The organism is Paenibacillus sedimenti (assembly GCF_014534655.1).
GTDB lineage: Bacteria > Bacillota > Bacilli > Paenibacillales > NBRC-103111 > Paenibacillus_E > Paenibacillus_E sedimenti.
This window is the reverse complement of sequence record NZ_JACVVD010000004.1, coordinates 103,695-119,586: the sequence shown is the minus strand read 5'-3', so window position 1 is coordinate 119,586 and position 15,892 is coordinate 103,695. Positions and strand designations below refer to the sequence as shown.

9 protein-coding genes are annotated in these 15,892 nt (G+C 43.1%); 6 read left to right on the top strand and 3 right to left on the bottom strand.

Features of this window, described 5'->3' with window-relative positions:
• Window positions 1–3: 3 nt before the first annotated feature.
• The 4 genes from ICC18_RS13160 (at window position 4) to ICC18_RS13145 (ending at window position 11,720) form a co-directional block, all read left to right on the top strand.
• On the top strand, window positions 4–7,326 hold the full coding sequence (locus ICC18_RS13160; protein ID WP_188174888.1) for a PKD domain-containing protein: 7,323 nt from the start codon (window positions 4–6) through the stop codon (window positions 7,324–7,326).
• 110 nt (window positions 7,327–7,436) lie between these two features.
• On the top strand, window positions 7,437–8,237 hold the full coding sequence (locus ICC18_RS13155) for a Cof-type HAD-IIB family hydrolase (RefSeq protein WP_188174887.1): 801 nt from the start codon (window positions 7,437–7,439) through the stop codon (window positions 8,235–8,237).
• Between the two features lie 109 nt (window positions 8,238–8,346).
• Window positions 8,347–10,290: a hypothetical protein gene (locus tag ICC18_RS13150; protein WP_188174886.1), complete on the top strand. Its 1,944-nt coding sequence runs from the start codon at window positions 8,347–8,349 to the stop codon at window positions 10,288–10,290.
• The gene (locus tag ICC18_RS13145; protein ID WP_188174885.1) at window positions 10,287–11,720 is read left to right on the top strand and encodes a glycosyltransferase; all 1,434 of its coding nucleotides are present in this window, start codon (window positions 10,287–10,289) and stop codon (window positions 11,718–11,720) included. The genes ICC18_RS13150 and ICC18_RS13145 overlap by 4 nt, the downstream gene beginning before the upstream one ends.
• Window positions 11,721–11,808: 88 nt before the next feature.
• Here ICC18_RS13145 and ICC18_RS13140 read toward each other — a convergent pair whose 3' ends face one another.
• Window positions 11,809–11,898 carry a sporulation protein YjcZ gene (locus ICC18_RS13140; RefSeq protein ID WP_188174884.1) on the bottom strand — a complete coding sequence of 30 codons (90 nt, stop codon included), beginning with the start codon at window positions 11,896–11,898 and terminating at the stop codon, window positions 11,809–11,811.
• 149 nt (window positions 11,899–12,047) lie between these two features.
• On the opposite strand from ICC18_RS13140, the gene ICC18_RS13135 reads away from it, so the two are divergent.
• Window positions 12,048–13,118, top strand: coding sequence for a hypothetical protein (locus ICC18_RS13135; protein WP_188174883.1), 1,071 nt, complete (start codon window positions 12,048–12,050; stop codon window positions 13,116–13,118).
• Between the two features lie 58 nt (window positions 13,119–13,176).
• Here the strand turns inward: ICC18_RS13135 and ICC18_RS13130 are convergent, their stop codons facing one another.
• On the bottom strand, window positions 13,177–13,812 hold the full coding sequence (locus ICC18_RS13130; RefSeq protein WP_188174882.1) for a nitroreductase family protein: 636 nt from the start codon (window positions 13,810–13,812) through the stop codon (window positions 13,177–13,179).
• Window positions 13,813–14,088: 276 nt separating this feature from the next.
• Between ICC18_RS13130 and ICC18_RS13125 the strand changes: the two genes are divergently transcribed.
• Window positions 14,089–14,358 carry a hypothetical protein gene (locus ICC18_RS13125; RefSeq protein WP_223192582.1) on the top strand — a complete coding sequence of 90 codons (270 nt, stop codon included), beginning with the start codon at window positions 14,089–14,091 and terminating at the stop codon, window positions 14,356–14,358.
• On the opposite strand, the gene ICC18_RS13120 is transcribed toward ICC18_RS13125, so the two are convergent.
• Window positions 14,328–15,725 carry an RsmF rRNA methyltransferase first C-terminal domain-containing protein gene (locus ICC18_RS13120; protein ID WP_188174880.1) on the bottom strand — a complete coding sequence of 466 codons (1,398 nt, stop codon included), beginning with the start codon at window positions 15,723–15,725 and terminating at the stop codon, window positions 14,328–14,330. The two genes, ICC18_RS13125 and ICC18_RS13120, sit on opposite strands and share 31 nt — an antisense overlap.
• Between the last annotated feature and the right edge of the window lie 167 nt (window positions 15,726–15,892).

Sequence of the window (15,892 nt, the reverse complement as noted above, 5' to 3'; positions counted from 1 at the left end):
GATATGAGATTGAGCAAAGCTAGGATTAGGACTCGCACAATTAGTTTGTTGTTACTAGCCTTAATAATGTTTGAGTCTAATCCTTTTCACATTCTTGGGGAAGCTGCAATGAAAGCTCTTGCTGCTTCTTCGGTCGAAGATATGTTATTCGAGATAAATTATAACGGAACCGGAGCAGATGCTAATGGTAAACATTATTCAAAATATGCTTATGTTTCCGGAGCAAGAGTAGAGAATTTGAAGGTTCCGGACGGTAAAATTATCAAAAAAATTTGGCATGGAACTCAAGATATTACACCTCCCGCAGCCGTGGGGCTTAACAGTTATACCGGACCCTTAAATGCTATTAATGCATTAGGACCTGCAATTACTGTTTCATCTGCAGATAATAGGCAGGGTTCACGTGGGTATTACGCATGGTTTCGTTACATACCAACTGACCCTCATAAGCTTAACTGGTATGCGGATGTTACAGGGGAGGACGGTAATACATATCGTATCAACTGTGGGCCATCGCAACCTGTGAGTGATGGTATACACCATCAAACGAGTGGGGGAGACACCGATTCAATCAACGGATATGATATGCCTCAGGTGCCAAATTGTTCCTCTAACGAGTCTGAGTTCAGTGGGATGAAGAATTTGGGTTTGGATGCGGATATTGATCAGCCTTATAAGAGTGTAACAACAGGAGAATCAGTACCCTCTGAGGCGGTAAATCCTGACCCATCTTCAGCCTCTGCAGTTCCTAACCCAACGGCAACAATCTTAGGCCCTACCGGCACGGGTAGACCACGTGCGGATGCAATTTCTGTGATAAGGGTTGATCAGGGGGCAGATGCCAAACATTTCAGGGTAATCTATAATCAGACTTTTACAAGCTTTAATCCTCTTACTGAATCTGAAAAGGAATTAGCGGCTCCCCCTAGTGGAGCTAAGGTTAGGGTTTGGTTTACTGCTTTTATTGTAGATTTAAAGGGAAGCACTTACGAGTACGACAGCAAAGTTAAAATAGAATATGATACCCCACCCGATGCACCAAACTTGTCAAATGTTTCAATAACGGCACCTTCCTGTGTAGAAGTCAATAAAGCAACGTCATTTTCCTTTAGTTTTTCAAATACAGGTGGTAATGATATAACAAGTGCATTTCAAGCAAAAGTGCTAGTTGATGGTACGACGCTACAAACTTTTAATTACTCAGGGTTAGCAGCTGGACAAAATGTAACCGAAACTTTCACTAAAACGTTCGGAGGAACTTCCGGCTATAGTGTTGCTGTGATCGTGGATTCTGTAACAGGGGAAACTAGTACAGCTGATAACAGCAAGTCGGTAACTGTGACCCCGAAGCTCAGTTGCGCGGCTGTTCCTCTGGATCCGTTTATTACGGGTGATTTCACGATTGAAAAGCTGACCATGCCCTACGGTCAGAGTAACACGATGTACCCGGTTGGCGTTAGTGTAGGTGGTTCCAGTGGTGGAACGCCATGTGCAATCAGCCAATTCGGATTCATTTTCGAGCAGGATGGAATCATTCGGGATTACGTTGGAGCCAAATCGTCAGCGACGACCCAAGGCTTCTCCGGTCCTCCGTATCCTGGGGGGATGGGTGAAGGTCCCGTTAACGTCACCATGAAAATTGTCTCGACATGTGGACAAACAAAGGTTGTCGGGCCAAAGAGCTTTACGATTACGGTTACTACAAACAACAATCCACCATTCGGTTCTCCGGGTTGGTTTGCTAGGGGAAACACGAATAACTATCCTGCAATTGATGAGGTTGTCGTAGATAACTTTATCGATCTGGGCATTATCAAAGATAAATCTAAGACCCCGGAAGAACCTTACGATCCTGAAGGCGATGGATTTTTCCCGACATGGGATTTTGCCGGTAGTTCGGATCCATGGATTCAAAAATTAGGTAACAGCCAGGATGGCTACGGATTTAATGAGCATGACGAACGATTCAGCGACATCAAAGCTGATGTTTTAGGTATTCACACTGTTAAAATGAAACTGACAGATACAAGGGGTGCACAAAGCGGTTGGAGATCGGCTATGATCAATGTCGTAAAGCCAAACCCAATTGCTACTTGTGAAGCACCGGCAGAAATGAAATCAAACAGACCATTGGGACCGCCAGGTATTAACGCCGATAAGAGCCGAAGCCCAATGGGGCGAACGATCGATCACTCGAAAGACGAGTGGACGAATAAGCAACTCACATACACAAACAATACGGGCAGCGATATCACAGTCACAGTAACCTTGAACAAGGTCTATGACACAGCTGGCATGGCTTCTGAAAATTCGAGTAGTTGTAGCATCATTGTTCATCCCGATTATCCACCTATCGCGAAGATTAATGCCCCAACATTGGGTATTCGTGGTGAAGATTATGACGTATTGAACGAATCGTATAGCCCTGACGGTGATATTCTGACTAAAACGATCTGGTATATCAGATATGATGACGATAACAATGGGATTTTTGATGATGCTACCGAACCGTGGACCGAAGTAACGGGAAGTATGGCAAAGTATGACTTCAAACCCACGAAAGTCGGGAAGTACAAATTTAAGCTGCGCGCCATTGAAGAATACGGCGCTTGGGCCGAAGCAGAATCTGGCGTGATGGACGTAATCAACCAAGCTCCGGAAGTCAGCTTCGATCTTTCTGGTAACAGCCCGAATCCAGATCCTAACCCACCAACAATGTATAAGGCTTCAGATATCTTGAAGCTTTGGCAGCTAATCGCAACAAACACGAACGCAGTAATAAGTAAAAGCCCAACCTATAATTGGCAGAATGAAAGCGAATCATTGCAATCCGGTGCCGGTAAAGGGAAGGAAAAACAAAACTTTGGTGTGAACATTATTTCAGCGCCATCCAGCTTTGGTGAAGCACAGGCTTATCAATCTCCTTTAGCAGACAACGGATTCGGGAAAAACGGTGTTTCGATTTACAAGGCTATGACTGACCCTAATTCTGAATACTCGCAGCCTTTGTTGGTTCCCGGAGCCGATGGTCAACCGGCAGGATGGGTGGATGGGGCAACACCTGTAGAAACCGATAAAACTCACTTATATTTCCAACTTGCTAGTAGTGGCTATGGCTATACTTTCTATGCCCTAAACAAAAACAAGATTGGAAGATACCGATTAGACTTAGTTTGGTCAACGGGTTGCAGTGGCTGCTTCTCCTCCGGTACGTATGTGCATAGGTGGTTGGACGGAAATCCATACGATTATCAGTTAGATTGGAAAAATATCCCTAAAGACCAACTGCTACAAACGAAGACCGTTCCATACACAACAGAGTATGGTCACCCTAAGGGAACCGTCAATATTAAGGAGTCCATTAATTATGAATCTGTATATTTCAGATTTGCAGAGAAGACAGTTTATTTATTATTCAGTAAAAATACACCTGTTAGACAGTATGACTACACGGATGGCGATGATAATACCTCGATAAGAGTCCAATGGAGTTCGTCACCAATGGCCTGTACATTCAAAGCTTTAGATGCCACATTTATTGGATGCTTTGACGTTCCTGGGTCTACCGGGAGTTACGGTGGACCAAGTTTAAAAGACGTCACAACCAAAGGGGACCATTTAGTATTCTTAGTCGATAGTGATGGCTACTACAGCACGAATGGGTATTTTGGTAATAGTTTTTCAGAAATTGATCAGTATGGAAACGTAGTTAACACTGGTACAATTACCGGAAATAATCCATGGGTTCCACATACGTATGAAGCCAAATATACGCAATGGCCGGATACCTACACGCCAAGAAGTTATTCACCCAAGAATTACGTAGACACTGTTTGCAGATTTAACCAAATCCCGACCCCATATAAAGATCGGAATGGTAATACCTACTTTTATGAAGATAAGGTTTGCCAAAATCCTGATGGAAGTTCAATGAGGGGTTATCAAGAATTTAATATGAGAGCTTACCCTGAGTTAGCATTGGGGATCTATGTGGCCAAGTATGACAAGGATTTCAAGGTCGTATGGAGAGCTAGAACATCGGGTAACTCGATGACTTTCAGCGCTGCTTGGACATATAACTGGATGGAAAATATTCCTACGATGATTGTGAACCCACTTAATAACACCATCGTCACGAAGACGCTCTACACAGTTGGCGGCTCCTATGGGGATAGCAGAACAACCATGAATAACACCATTGATATGACTACAGGTGCGGTTTGGGGTTGGGGAGGACCGCAAGTAACCGGCATGTCTACCAGTATGCACGTTGATGGCGCTGGAAACTATGTTGGTGGGACTTGTGCATCTAACATCTACAACCAGTGTAGTGATATAAATTTAGGTGGAAATACTCGTATTCTTTCGGGAAACGTAGGTTTTTCGTCAGGTGCAACGGAAACTGTAAACAGCAAGGCGTTTTCCGAATATATGGGCGATGGATTACTTCTTAGCTCATTTATGTGGCACAGTTGGGTTTCTGGCTATAATAGCCCACCATACGGACAAACCGTATATTGGATCGATAAAGGGCCTGTAGCAGAAGCACCAGCTATTACGCCAAGATACCAATACGGACAATTCTTATCCAATCCTGTTGTTTCTGATGCAGACCTCATGTTTAACTTTAAGGCAGAGCAAAACAAGATTGATAGCGAACTTTTTGGTTACTCGTTCAGGGCGCAAGATGGTATGAATAGATACGCCTTGGAATTTGATGGAACGAATGTGTTCCTCTCCAAGTACGTGAACAGTGTAAGAACTGTCTTATCTACTTCGGCCTATAACATCCAGGACGGTAAAGGTTACAGCGTTAAGATTCGGACGGCCGGTAATGCAATCAATGTATGGATTAATAAAGTAAACTATTTCGTTGATATCGTCGATAACACGTATCCTGTTAGCGGCAAGTTCGGTCCTTTCACTAATAAAAGCTTTGTGAACTTTAGCGCTATGACGATGAAACCATATGCTGAAGCTGATCTCTGGAATGCTGATTACGCCATTTTAGATGAAAAGACAGGGAATGCAGAGCTAAATTACGATAATGTTGCTTTTACCGATCCCGAAGGAGACCCTATGGCTGGTTCGTTTACTTGGAACTACGTCCATACGCCAATGTTCATCGATAATGGCGGTTTATCCCCCTCGAACGGAAAAAGTTTCACATCGGGTATGCCAACCTTCGATCGGGTAGGTAAATGGGATGTTACATTAAAGGCAAAAGATGACCCATATCCGCTGTCTGTTTATAAGTTTCCAGATATGACGTTTGATGCTTACCGAAAAAACTCCAATACATTCAAGAAAAGTATCATCGTCCATCGTCGTCCGGTTGCTCAATTCAGCCTCTTTATGGAACCTAACGGAACAGTCACTTGGACGGATACAAGCTATGACCCTGACAGGTATAACGTACCAACAGGTAACATTGAACCGGGTTATGAAACCAGCAGAGGGATCGTAGAGAGAAGATATTGGTTTATCGCTCCGGACGGAACGATGTCCGAAACGAAAATTGATAAAGTGAATGACTCAGGTACGTACACCGTTGGATTGCAAGTGAAGGATGAATTTGGTGCATGGTCATGGCCGGAGATAAATACGCTGGATGTTGGTCTTAGACCGAACAATCCTCCCAAAGCAGTTTTAACTTTCCCGACCGGATCAAAAGATACTCCGGATTACTTGCCGACAGGGACCTCGCCAACCATTACCTGGAATCAAACTGATATTGATCCAGACACCACGTATACAGGTTACGAGGTTTACATCGGGCGAGTTTCATTAGACTGGATGGGGAATGAATTTGAAAACTCTTCTTCGTATGGATCGGGAATAAAATCATTTAATACCAAAGAAGAAATGTATAGTTACCTAGCAACAAATATCTTTGGAGACACAAATTCAAGGTGGAGAATTAAGGTAAGAGTAAAAGATGAAACAACTTGGTCTGCCTGGTCAAACGAAGGTTGGCTTGGAAGTCGAAGACCTCCAACTGTCCAGCTGACATTCCCGACGGGAACTTATGATAATCCGACTCCTGTAACTGATATTCGTCCAACGATCACTTGGAACCAAAAGGACGAAGATACAGGAAGAATAGCTTACCAGCAGATCCGAGTCTGGTCCGAAGATAATACGGTTGTTGCAAGTGCAGACATTAGCGTTCCTATTGCTAATCGAACAAAATTAACTGACAGCTGGACCATGAATGCAGATGCACCTAGAGGATCTAAGCTGAAAGTTCAACTTAGGGTTATGAATGAAAGTTCAGTATGGTCAGGCTGGTCCAACATAGGTTGGATGACCACAAATAGTCCTCCTACAGCAACAATGTTAGATCCATCCGGAAGTCTAACTTCCCCGACGATATATGACACAACTAAGCCCACGTTTAAATGGAGGCAAACCGATCCTGATCTCAATACGGTATTTAGTTACTTCCAAATACAAGTGACTAGCGAAGACAATTCCGTTATGGTTCTAGATTCATCTGCGATCGCTCAAAATACCGGAGATGAGACGGGAACGTGGGCTGTTACTGATAATCTTCCTGCAGGACAAAAACTGCGAGTCCGGGTTAGAGTTTATGACGGGTTTGTATGGTCCGATTTTTCAGCACAGACGTGGCTTTATATCAACAGAGCGCCTGTTGCTGATTTTGATTGGTCGCCAAAACCGGTGTGGGAGGGGGACTTGGTACAACTTAGCAACGCATCATTTGATGCGGATGGAGATGTATTGACTTATGAATGGAAGATACAAGAGCCAGATGCAATTGTATACACATTTACATCAATAAACATAACTCGCCAATTCCATCAGACTGGGAACTATATAGTTACTTTAACGGTTTGGGATGGATATGTTTCTTCCACCGCGACCAAGTACATTACAGCTTCACCATTAACCATAGACTCTGAGGTCAACTACACGGATAATTGGCTGAAACTTCATGAAAAAAGCGGTCATCAAACGGTTCATAATCCAAAGGATTTTTACTCGGGAGAAATCTTTGTAGTTTCCAGTCGCAGCTCTCCTGCACCTGTTGCTGATGTTACGGCATGGATTGACACAACAGGTATAGATGGGCGCTCCCTCTATGTAGCTCAAGTATTAACCGAATCAAGCGGGGATACGACTTTGTATAAGGGAGAATTGTTTGATCCGAAATTTCAGTCTTATACAGAAGGCTTACCACAGGGTCCTCATCTGATTCATTTTCAAATACGTTATCGAAACGGAGTCGTGAAAACAGAAGATATTCCTGTTCATATCATTGGGAATGTCAATAAATCTGTTGGGGTACATAGGGTTCAATAGTCGTTATGACAGTTATCTTCGGACAGCTGTCTTTTTTGTAAATGGGGTGAAAGCGTTGGTAATCCTGTGGTACAATAGGTCGATAAAAAGAGAGTAAGGGAGAGGGAATCATGAAGTTTAAATTAATCGCACTTGATGTAGATGGAACGCTGCTGAATGATCAATACGTGCTGACCGAGCGTACCAAGCAAACCATCCAGGAAGTTCATGATACAGGCTGTCATATTGTACTTTGTACAGGACGTGCGCCGGCAAGTACTCTACCCATTCTACAGGAACTCGGACTAGAAGGAACCATGATTACTCATAACGGAGCTGCAACCGTACATGCAGATGAGCGGGGACAAACGCTTGTGAATGAATTTGCTTTTCCCCTTTCTGAGATTCGGCCTATGCTCGACTATGCGAGGAGAGAGGGCATCCATTTTGACGTATGTACGCCTTTCAACATGTATATCGAAAGAATCGGAGAATACGAGAAGCAGATGTACAAAAAGTTCCTGATCAATCCCAAACTTGTCACCGATGTGACGGAACTAGAGTTGCCGATCGTGAAATTCACGCTTTTCGCACAGCCTGAGGTATTGGATCGTGTTCAATTGGAATGGGAAGATCAGAAATTATACGGCGATTTGCGCATGATCCGAAGCGGTGACTTGTTCATCGATGTAATGAGTGCTAAAGCTAATAAAGGAAATGCGTTGAAAGCACTTGCGGCTTCGTTGGAAATTGATGCTAATGAGATTATGGCCATTGGCAATTATTATAATGATCTGGAAATGATGGCTTTTGCCGGTCTAGGCATCGCTGTAGCGAACTCGCCGGAGGACGTGAAAGAAGCCGCGGATGCAATCACCGCTTCGAATAACGAAGATGGCGTTCATGAGGCGATTGTGAAGTATTGTTTATAGGTTAGAATCCCCATGAAAATTGGGGATTTTTGTCGTTTTGGGGTTCTAAAGTACGCTTCCTGTATGATAGAATAGACATAAGTGATTATTCTATAGGATGTGAAAATCAATGACAAAGAAGTATAAGCCTCTCACGAAAAAAGAGAAGGCTGTTGCGGCTGTAGTAACCTCGGCACTGGTTGCGGCTCCATTTTTGATAAGCAATTCTTATGATACCGTTGTACATGCATCCAGCAGTGCCTCCCCAGGTAGCGAAACGCTTGATAAAATTGGTAATATGGTTATCCCACTTAACCAAAGTGCAATTTTATTTGACCTTAAGAGTGTTTATGGAGCCGGAAGTGGAGGATTTTACGTTACTAGCAGTAATGCAGGGACGGCTTTTAGCGAACCGGATTATACGGAAAAAGGCTTACTAAAAATTCGTCCTTTAAATGCCGGTACGGCTACTTTCAATGTCCTGATTAATAAAGACGGATACTATTATGTTGATACATTTGAAATAACCGTAGATTCTGCATTAAGCTCCAGTAGAAGATTTGATATTGCAGATACAGTTAAAAGACTGGTAAACAATCCAAACGACTATGCGGATTCATCCAAAGTAAAAAAACTCCTCGCTAACATTGGTTCTGCGAAGCTCCCCGGTACTATCGAAGGTAATCATGCACCTACCGTAGATTCTGAAAATCCATTTACTAACCGTGAATTAAATAAAGAAGAAACAATAAATATAGGAAAAATAGAATCATTCTTTAAAGATCAGGATGGCGATCCGTTAGAAGTAATCCCAGTAGCGAATAATGCGTTCATAAGTCTTATTAAGGGATCGGACGATAATTGGTACTTAAAGGCAAATGGTGGAGGCGATAATACTCAATTCACGCTCATTGCTCGAGATGGCCGTGGGGGATTTGTGGAATCTCGGACGTTTATAGTAACTGTTAAGAATCAAAAGCCTGAATTAAAAGGATCCAATCCCTTCAGTAACCTAAATATGGCTGTTGGCAGCCAATCACAATTAGAAGTAGATAGCGATCTTACTAATTATTTTACCGATCCGGACTTTGATTCCATAACTGTTAGTTTTGAGCAGAATGACTTTGTATCCATTTGGCAAGATGGTGAAAATTGGTATATTCAAGCCACCGAAAATATCAACTCTGCGGAGCTTACTACAGTAGTTAATGTTACCGTGAATGATGGTTGGGGTGGAGTTTTAAATGTGCCTTTTAACGTCAGAATATATGATGAGTTTTATGGTGAAAACCAACCGCCGGAATTGGTCAATATCCCTTTTACTGATTATTTATCTAAAGATGCGATCATTGATTTGAACAATTATTTTATTGATAGTGATGAGGATATACTCCATTATAGTATTAAAGTGATGAATTCCAATAACGTTGTTAGTCTTGAACCCATAGGATTAGAGGGCTCATTCTTGACTACTAACGATATACCTTTTCTTGGGGCAATTAGAGAAATAATTGCAAGCGATGGTGAGTCGGAGACTAAAGTTGATGTAGAGATTAGAAGGAGTCATGCTAACCCTTTTCCTCAGATACAGACTCTATATTTGGGTAGTTCTTATATTTTTGATTTGAACCACGTATTCAGTTCTAATATTAATTTTAATGATACAAAAATTCTTGTCTCGGACTCGGAAAATTCGGAATCTGTAACAGCCAGCGTATACGAGGATCATTATTTGAAGCTAAATGCTAATCAATTAACATCCGAGTTAGTTGTAAAACTACTCGCACATGATACGGAAGTTGATAAATGGTACCAAGATGATTTCATTTTGGAATCCATTCCAATGGATGATGAACTGGGTATCCATCTACCGACCCTATATCCGGGCTCTACCGGGGATGGATTATGGTATATTTACGAGCATACAACGGTTGAACCATCGGATACGGGAGCTTTTTTGACCTATGCATCCGGTGATTATGTTAAGTTACAAACTCAATCAGAGGGAACTTATACGGTTACGATTGATCCAGATCATGGAGAAAGGGTATTTTACATAAAAATAAATAGATGAGTACATCAATTTACGAGAGCATCATTTCATTACTGAAAAATAAACATTTTAAACAAGCTGAGATACTAATCATTCCTTGGCTGAGGCAAGACAAATTGGATGCACAATTATGGGTGTTCCTTGGCGAAGCACTACTTCAGCAAGGTTATGGGCTTGCAGCAAACCGCGTTTTTCAGAGAGCGTGGCTGTTGGATCCTCAGGCGTCGTGGGTGCAAAAGGCTTTTAACTCATTAAAACAAGTCCCGGATGGCGATGAACGTTACGATATTGAAGGATTATTGCATGTTCCTAAAGTTAGTATTGCAGCTGCAATCTTATCCTTCAATGAGGAAATGAATATTGGAAGGTGTATTGAAGCATTGCAGGATGCCGTCGATGAAATTGTATTGATTGATTCATCTACGGATAAAACGGAGAGTATCGCCGCGAATTACGATAAAGTAAAAATTGTAAAGATTGATTGGAATGATAGCTTTGCAGATGCCAGGAACAAAGGACTTCAGCATATTCAATCTGATTGGGTAGTTTGGATTGACGCGGATGAGGTACTGGCATCAGAAGATAAATCTTCGATCAAAGAAGTTGCCGGGCTTTTTCATGGAGCTAGTCCAATTCCTGCACTTCACGTATGGCATTTGAATCAAGTCCGTGGAAGTGTTCAGCATGATTTTTCACAAACCCGAATGTTCCCTATGCGTAGAGGTCTTCGCTTCTGGGGACGTATTCATGAGCAACTAGGTACACAAGAGGGAATATTCAATAAGGATATCGTACGCCGCAGTGTGAAAATACGATTGCATCACAACGGTTACGAGCCTGCTGTACTGCAAAACCGGAATAAGATTGAACGCAACCTGCGTTTGCTTAACATGATGATACGAGAAGAGCCGAATAATCCAGGTCATTGGCTGTTTTATGGAAGAGAATCAATCGCTGGAGGCTTCAAAGAGCAAGCGCAGGCGGCGCTTCATCAAGCCGAACAACTTGCACAGAGTACACCACATTTTGGCAGTATTCTTGAGATTTATAAATTACTAATTTTTCTTTCCATTGAAAGCAAGGATTATAGGCAAGCAGAAGCTTACTGTCATAAAGCGCTTGAGCACAACCTCGATTATCCGGACGCGCACTACTTGCTGGCACAGGTTCGAATGAAGCAAGCTGACGAGTTGTTCCGACAAGCTGAAAATAGTCTAAAGCAATCCATACATTCTTTGTCCACTTATCGCTGCAATGTTACACCCGACTACCAGATTGGCGAATGGAAGGCGGAAGTTGCCTTGGGAGAACTGGCGATGAGGGCGGGGAAGCTTTCAAATGCAAAGCGTATTTTCGCCAAACACGCGAATCGTCCTGAGCTCCAGACTGGGCTTGCACAAAAACTTACCAACATCGAAGCCGAACGCCAGCGACTCAACCAAATACCTTAAAACAAAGAGACTGCCCTTCTATCATCGATCTGACGGGGGACAGTCTCTTTTCGATGTAAGTATCCGGATTAACCCGGAATGACGAGTCTTACAGAAGGAAAGAACGGGAAATGATGACTAACAGAATGAACAGCACCAGGATGGCACCCGTGGATGTGTAAGCTCCTACAGCGGACATTTGAATACCTCCCTCACTTGGATAATTAGTATACTATATGATCCTTTGGACTTATGTGTATAGACGTTTATCCTGAATACTCATATTTTGGGCGGATGTAGGACAATCTACAGGAGAATAAGTGATCTGTAGAGGAGGCGAGTCAAGTCGTGGCTAGTATCTTGCTTAGACCAGACCTGAAAACTGCAGGCGGCGAAGTCTGCGATATTATGTGCAATGAAGAGTTTGTCGGTACGTTAACGTTAGTCTACAGGGAGTCAGATCGACTCACAGGATCGGTCCAACTGGAAGAGCAGTCCATTTCCGCAGAGGACAAGCAGCAGGTGTATGGTTTTTTGCAAACGTACATTCAGAATTTGGTTGATGCGCTTGGGATTAGGGAGTGTGAGGTGCTTGTCACGTACAGTGACTATGATTTTATTATCGCCACAGACCATGCTATGCAGCAACCTTTGTCTGAATGGGAGTCAAAAGACTATAGCGAGCATGATGACGAAATGGATTACGAGTGGGTCAGAGACGAAAATCGGTTTGATGATATTGATCCTGATAACCATGATGAAGTCGACATGGTTGAAGAACGTAAGTGGCAGTTGGGTTACGAGCTTGTCATTGTTAGCGAGAAGAGGAATCGAGTGGAATATCACATCTATGATAGGGAATCGGAGATGGTAGCGGAGGCTATTCTTCATGTATATGGTACCGATGTCATAGGGGATATAGAGTGGAAATTTGACCCATTTGACGAAGAAATGGATCATGTTTCGGAGTTGATTGTTGCGGATTTCGATGAGGATGAAACGGATACGTTTATTATCAATATGAATTACAATGGGGAAACCATCGATACCATTGAGCTTACTCATATCGATTTATTGGAAGAGGAAGATTCGATTTGGTCGGATTTGCAGACGCCGAATCGAGATGATTATACGGTTGTACTTGCAAGGGATGATGGGGATACGCTTACCTATGAAATTTATCAACAGTCACACGGCGGATTGCCGATTGGTACAGCTACGGTCGATATCAGCGAACGTCAATTGACCGGATTTATCGATTTCCGTCACCCCGGTGATTCCGATGATCGTGAATTGATTGCAACGCTGCTTCTTGAGGAATTGGATAAGGAAAAAGAATACGAAACCTTTAACCTCTCCATGCTCTACCGAAATAAATTGATCGATGAGATTTTGTTCGAAACTGAACATATTCATTGAGTGGTTGAAAAAAAAGCATGTGCTCTCACGATTAGGTGAGAGCCATGCCTTTTTATCATTAGAACGAGTTGGAAACCGTGATTTGATCCAAAGAAAGGCGACCAGACGGTCTTGCTGGCGATGCAGCCAAGCCAACGCTGATGAGCATAACGGGCACATAGCGAGCTGGGACATTGAATTCTTGAACGAATTTCGCCGCGTCATAGCCACCCATTGGGCAAGTATCATAACCCATTGCTTTAGCTGCAATCATAAGCTGCATAGCTGCAAGGGATGCGTTACGGATTGCTTCATCACGAGCAACTTGCGGATATTGATAAGCACCTTCGATTTGAGCTACAAGGTTATCCATCAACTCTTTTGGCATAAATCCGCCTTCGACAGCTGGGCCGAATACGAGTTGAGCGTTTTTGTTGGCTTCGAGGTCACCGAGGACAGCGATGACGACTGAGCTCTCGATGATTTGCTTTTGTCCGTAAGCAATAGGAAGCAGTTTTTCTTTCTGTGCTTGATCTTCAATCACGAGAAGCTTCCAATGCTGAAGGTTCCAAGAAGATGGCGCTTCGGAAGCAGATTTGAGCAGCTGCTCCAGATCTTCCTTGGGCATTTTGTGTCCTGATTTGTATTGTTTCACGGAACGGCGGTCGCTCAAGACTTTTAAAACTTCGGACTGCACAGATTGTTGGCTACTCATAATAGGATTCCCTCCAATAATAAAATGAATTCTTTTTATTGTGTTACTGTGCCAAGAAAGTATACAGTTTAGCTTGAAAAAAATGCTTCCAACGAAGGCTTTTCGAGGAAAGCAGCTGTGTTACCAAGCATCTCATTCATTTGGACCAAACTGTAACTCTTGAGGTAATAATTTACTGTAATCATAAATGTTATAGTTATGAATGTCAAGCTGCTCTTTCACACTGTCGTAAAATGTTGGATAATGGAAGCAAGAAAGGGGATGTTCCTCTTGAAAATGACTCAAAAAGAATTAAGTCATCTTATTTTTTTATCTGAAGTAGTGTTGACCGGCAAAAAAAAGAGCCTCATGGATGAGACTCTCCAATGCTTGCTTTATATTGTCAAATCGCTCGAAGAGATCGATCTCCCAGATTCAGTCGTTGATCAGATCGAGCGGTTGATTGGCTTAATCGAAACGGATTTACGCGAAGAAAATGAGCGGATCCAGGAAATTCACAGCCATTTGGACTGGCCTCAGAACGTACGGCGTAAGCCTTTAGGATAATGATTTTTGATTTGTCCTTCGCTTTCCTTACCCCATCCAAGAGGGAAACCGTCTATGGTTACAATAACCCATCCGTTCTCAGTTCGATCTGTAAAAAGAGCTTCACCGCGCAAATAAGCCTCAGTTTCTTGTGAATCAGCAGCGATCCGATATGTTCTTGCGGTATGCAGCTCCCGCGCTGTTAAAGCCAAAGCCAAGGCATGTGAAGGTTCAAAACGGTTTTTCTTCAGCTCGCCTACATGCAGCCCGGGTCGAAGAACCTTCAGTCCATCCAGTTGCCCACTCCCGAAGGTTTCGGTAGAAGGCAATAAATAAAGCTGATCGCCAAATAGTAAAGGCTCCACGCAGCCGCGTGAATAATCCGGTATAACAACTTTGCAGAAATTCTCGAATTGAAGTAAGGCATCTGCGGCATGTTTGTTCGTTTTGGCAGGTTTGTTCTGATTGCCTCTACCACGCGCTATCCCTTTTGTATTCGTCTTTTCCAGGTTGGATTCTTCCTGTAAATCCGAAAGATTTTTCCTCAGTAAGGCAACGAAATGCCCCTCGCCTCTTTGTTTATGCGGCCAAATACGCTCCGTCTTGAGCAGCTCCATTTCGGGATAACGGTGCAGCAGCTCCTCAATTGTACTTTCATTTTCTTCACGATTAAATGTACAGGTTGAATAAGCGAGTAATCCTCCGTATTTTAGCATGGCAACAGCATCCGGCAAAATATCCATTTGACGTGCTGCGCACATACGCACATGATCCGGTGACCATTCGGCTATGGCATCGGGGTCTTTGCGGAACATGCCTTCACCCGAGCAGGGGGCATCCAGCATGATTTTATCAAAGAAAGCCGGGAACCGCTGTGCAAGTTTATCTGGAGCAGCACTCGTCACCACCGCATTCGCAATGCCCATACGCTCGATATTCTCGGATAAAATTTTCGCCCGTGCCGGATGAATTTCATTGGCGATAAGTAACCCCTGCCCCTGCATGCAGCCGGCGATTTGAGTTGATTTACCGCCAGGAGCTCCCGCTAGATCAAGCACAGCTTCACCGGGGGCTGGGTCCAAAATGGCGACAGCGGACATGGCTGACGGTTCCTGAATGTAATAGAGACCTGCGGTATGATAAGGATGTTTGCCGGGGCGTGAGCTCTCATCATAATAGTAGCCTGTAGGACACCATGGAACAGGTTCTAGGTTAAATTCCCGGATAAGCTGTTGTGAGATAGGGGATTCATGACTGATTTTCAAAGGATTCATGCGCAATCCTTGTGTTCGCGGCAGATGATAGCTTTGCAGGAAAGCCTCTGCATCTTCTCCCAGCAGATCTTTCATACGTTCTATATAAGCAGGCGGCAATGGCACCGTTGTCATAAACATAAAGCTCCTTTGTACGATAACTATGTATGAGTTTTAACTAAATAAACAGGAACTATTATACCATATATAGGGATCTTTGGGTGGAGCTCAAAGTCTCTTCGCTTTGGATTGTGAGAAGCGCATGTTACATGATATAATGTAGAGTACTGTTTTTTCAAAGA

Coding starts and splice junctions, on each gene's coding strand:
- ICC18_RS13145 (WP_188174885.1), top strand. CDS start 10,287: ATGAGTACATCAATTTACGAGAGCATCATTTCATTACTGAAAAATAAA.
- ICC18_RS13125 (WP_223192582.1), top strand. CDS start 14,089: ATGACTCAAAAAGAATTAAGTCATCTTATTTTTTTATCTGAAGTAGTG.
- ICC18_RS13160 (WP_188174888.1), top strand. CDS start 4: ATGAGATTGAGCAAAGCTAGGATTAGGACTCGCACAATTAGTTTGTTG.
- ICC18_RS13130 (WP_188174882.1), bottom strand. CDS start 13,812: ATGAGTAGCCAACAATCTGTGCAGTCCGAAGTTTTAAAAGTCTTGAGC.
- ICC18_RS13150 (WP_188174886.1), top strand. CDS start 8,347: ATGACAAAGAAGTATAAGCCTCTCACGAAAAAAGAGAAGGCTGTTGCG.
- ICC18_RS13140 (WP_188174884.1), bottom strand. CDS start 11,898: ATGTCCGCTGTAGGAGCTTACACATCCACGGGTGCCATCCTGGTGCTG.
- ICC18_RS13120 (WP_188174880.1), bottom strand. CDS start 15,725: ATGACAACGGTGCCATTGCCGCCTGCTTATATAGAACGTATGAAAGAT.
- ICC18_RS13155 (WP_188174887.1), top strand. CDS start 7,437: ATGAAGTTTAAATTAATCGCACTTGATGTAGATGGAACGCTGCTGAAT.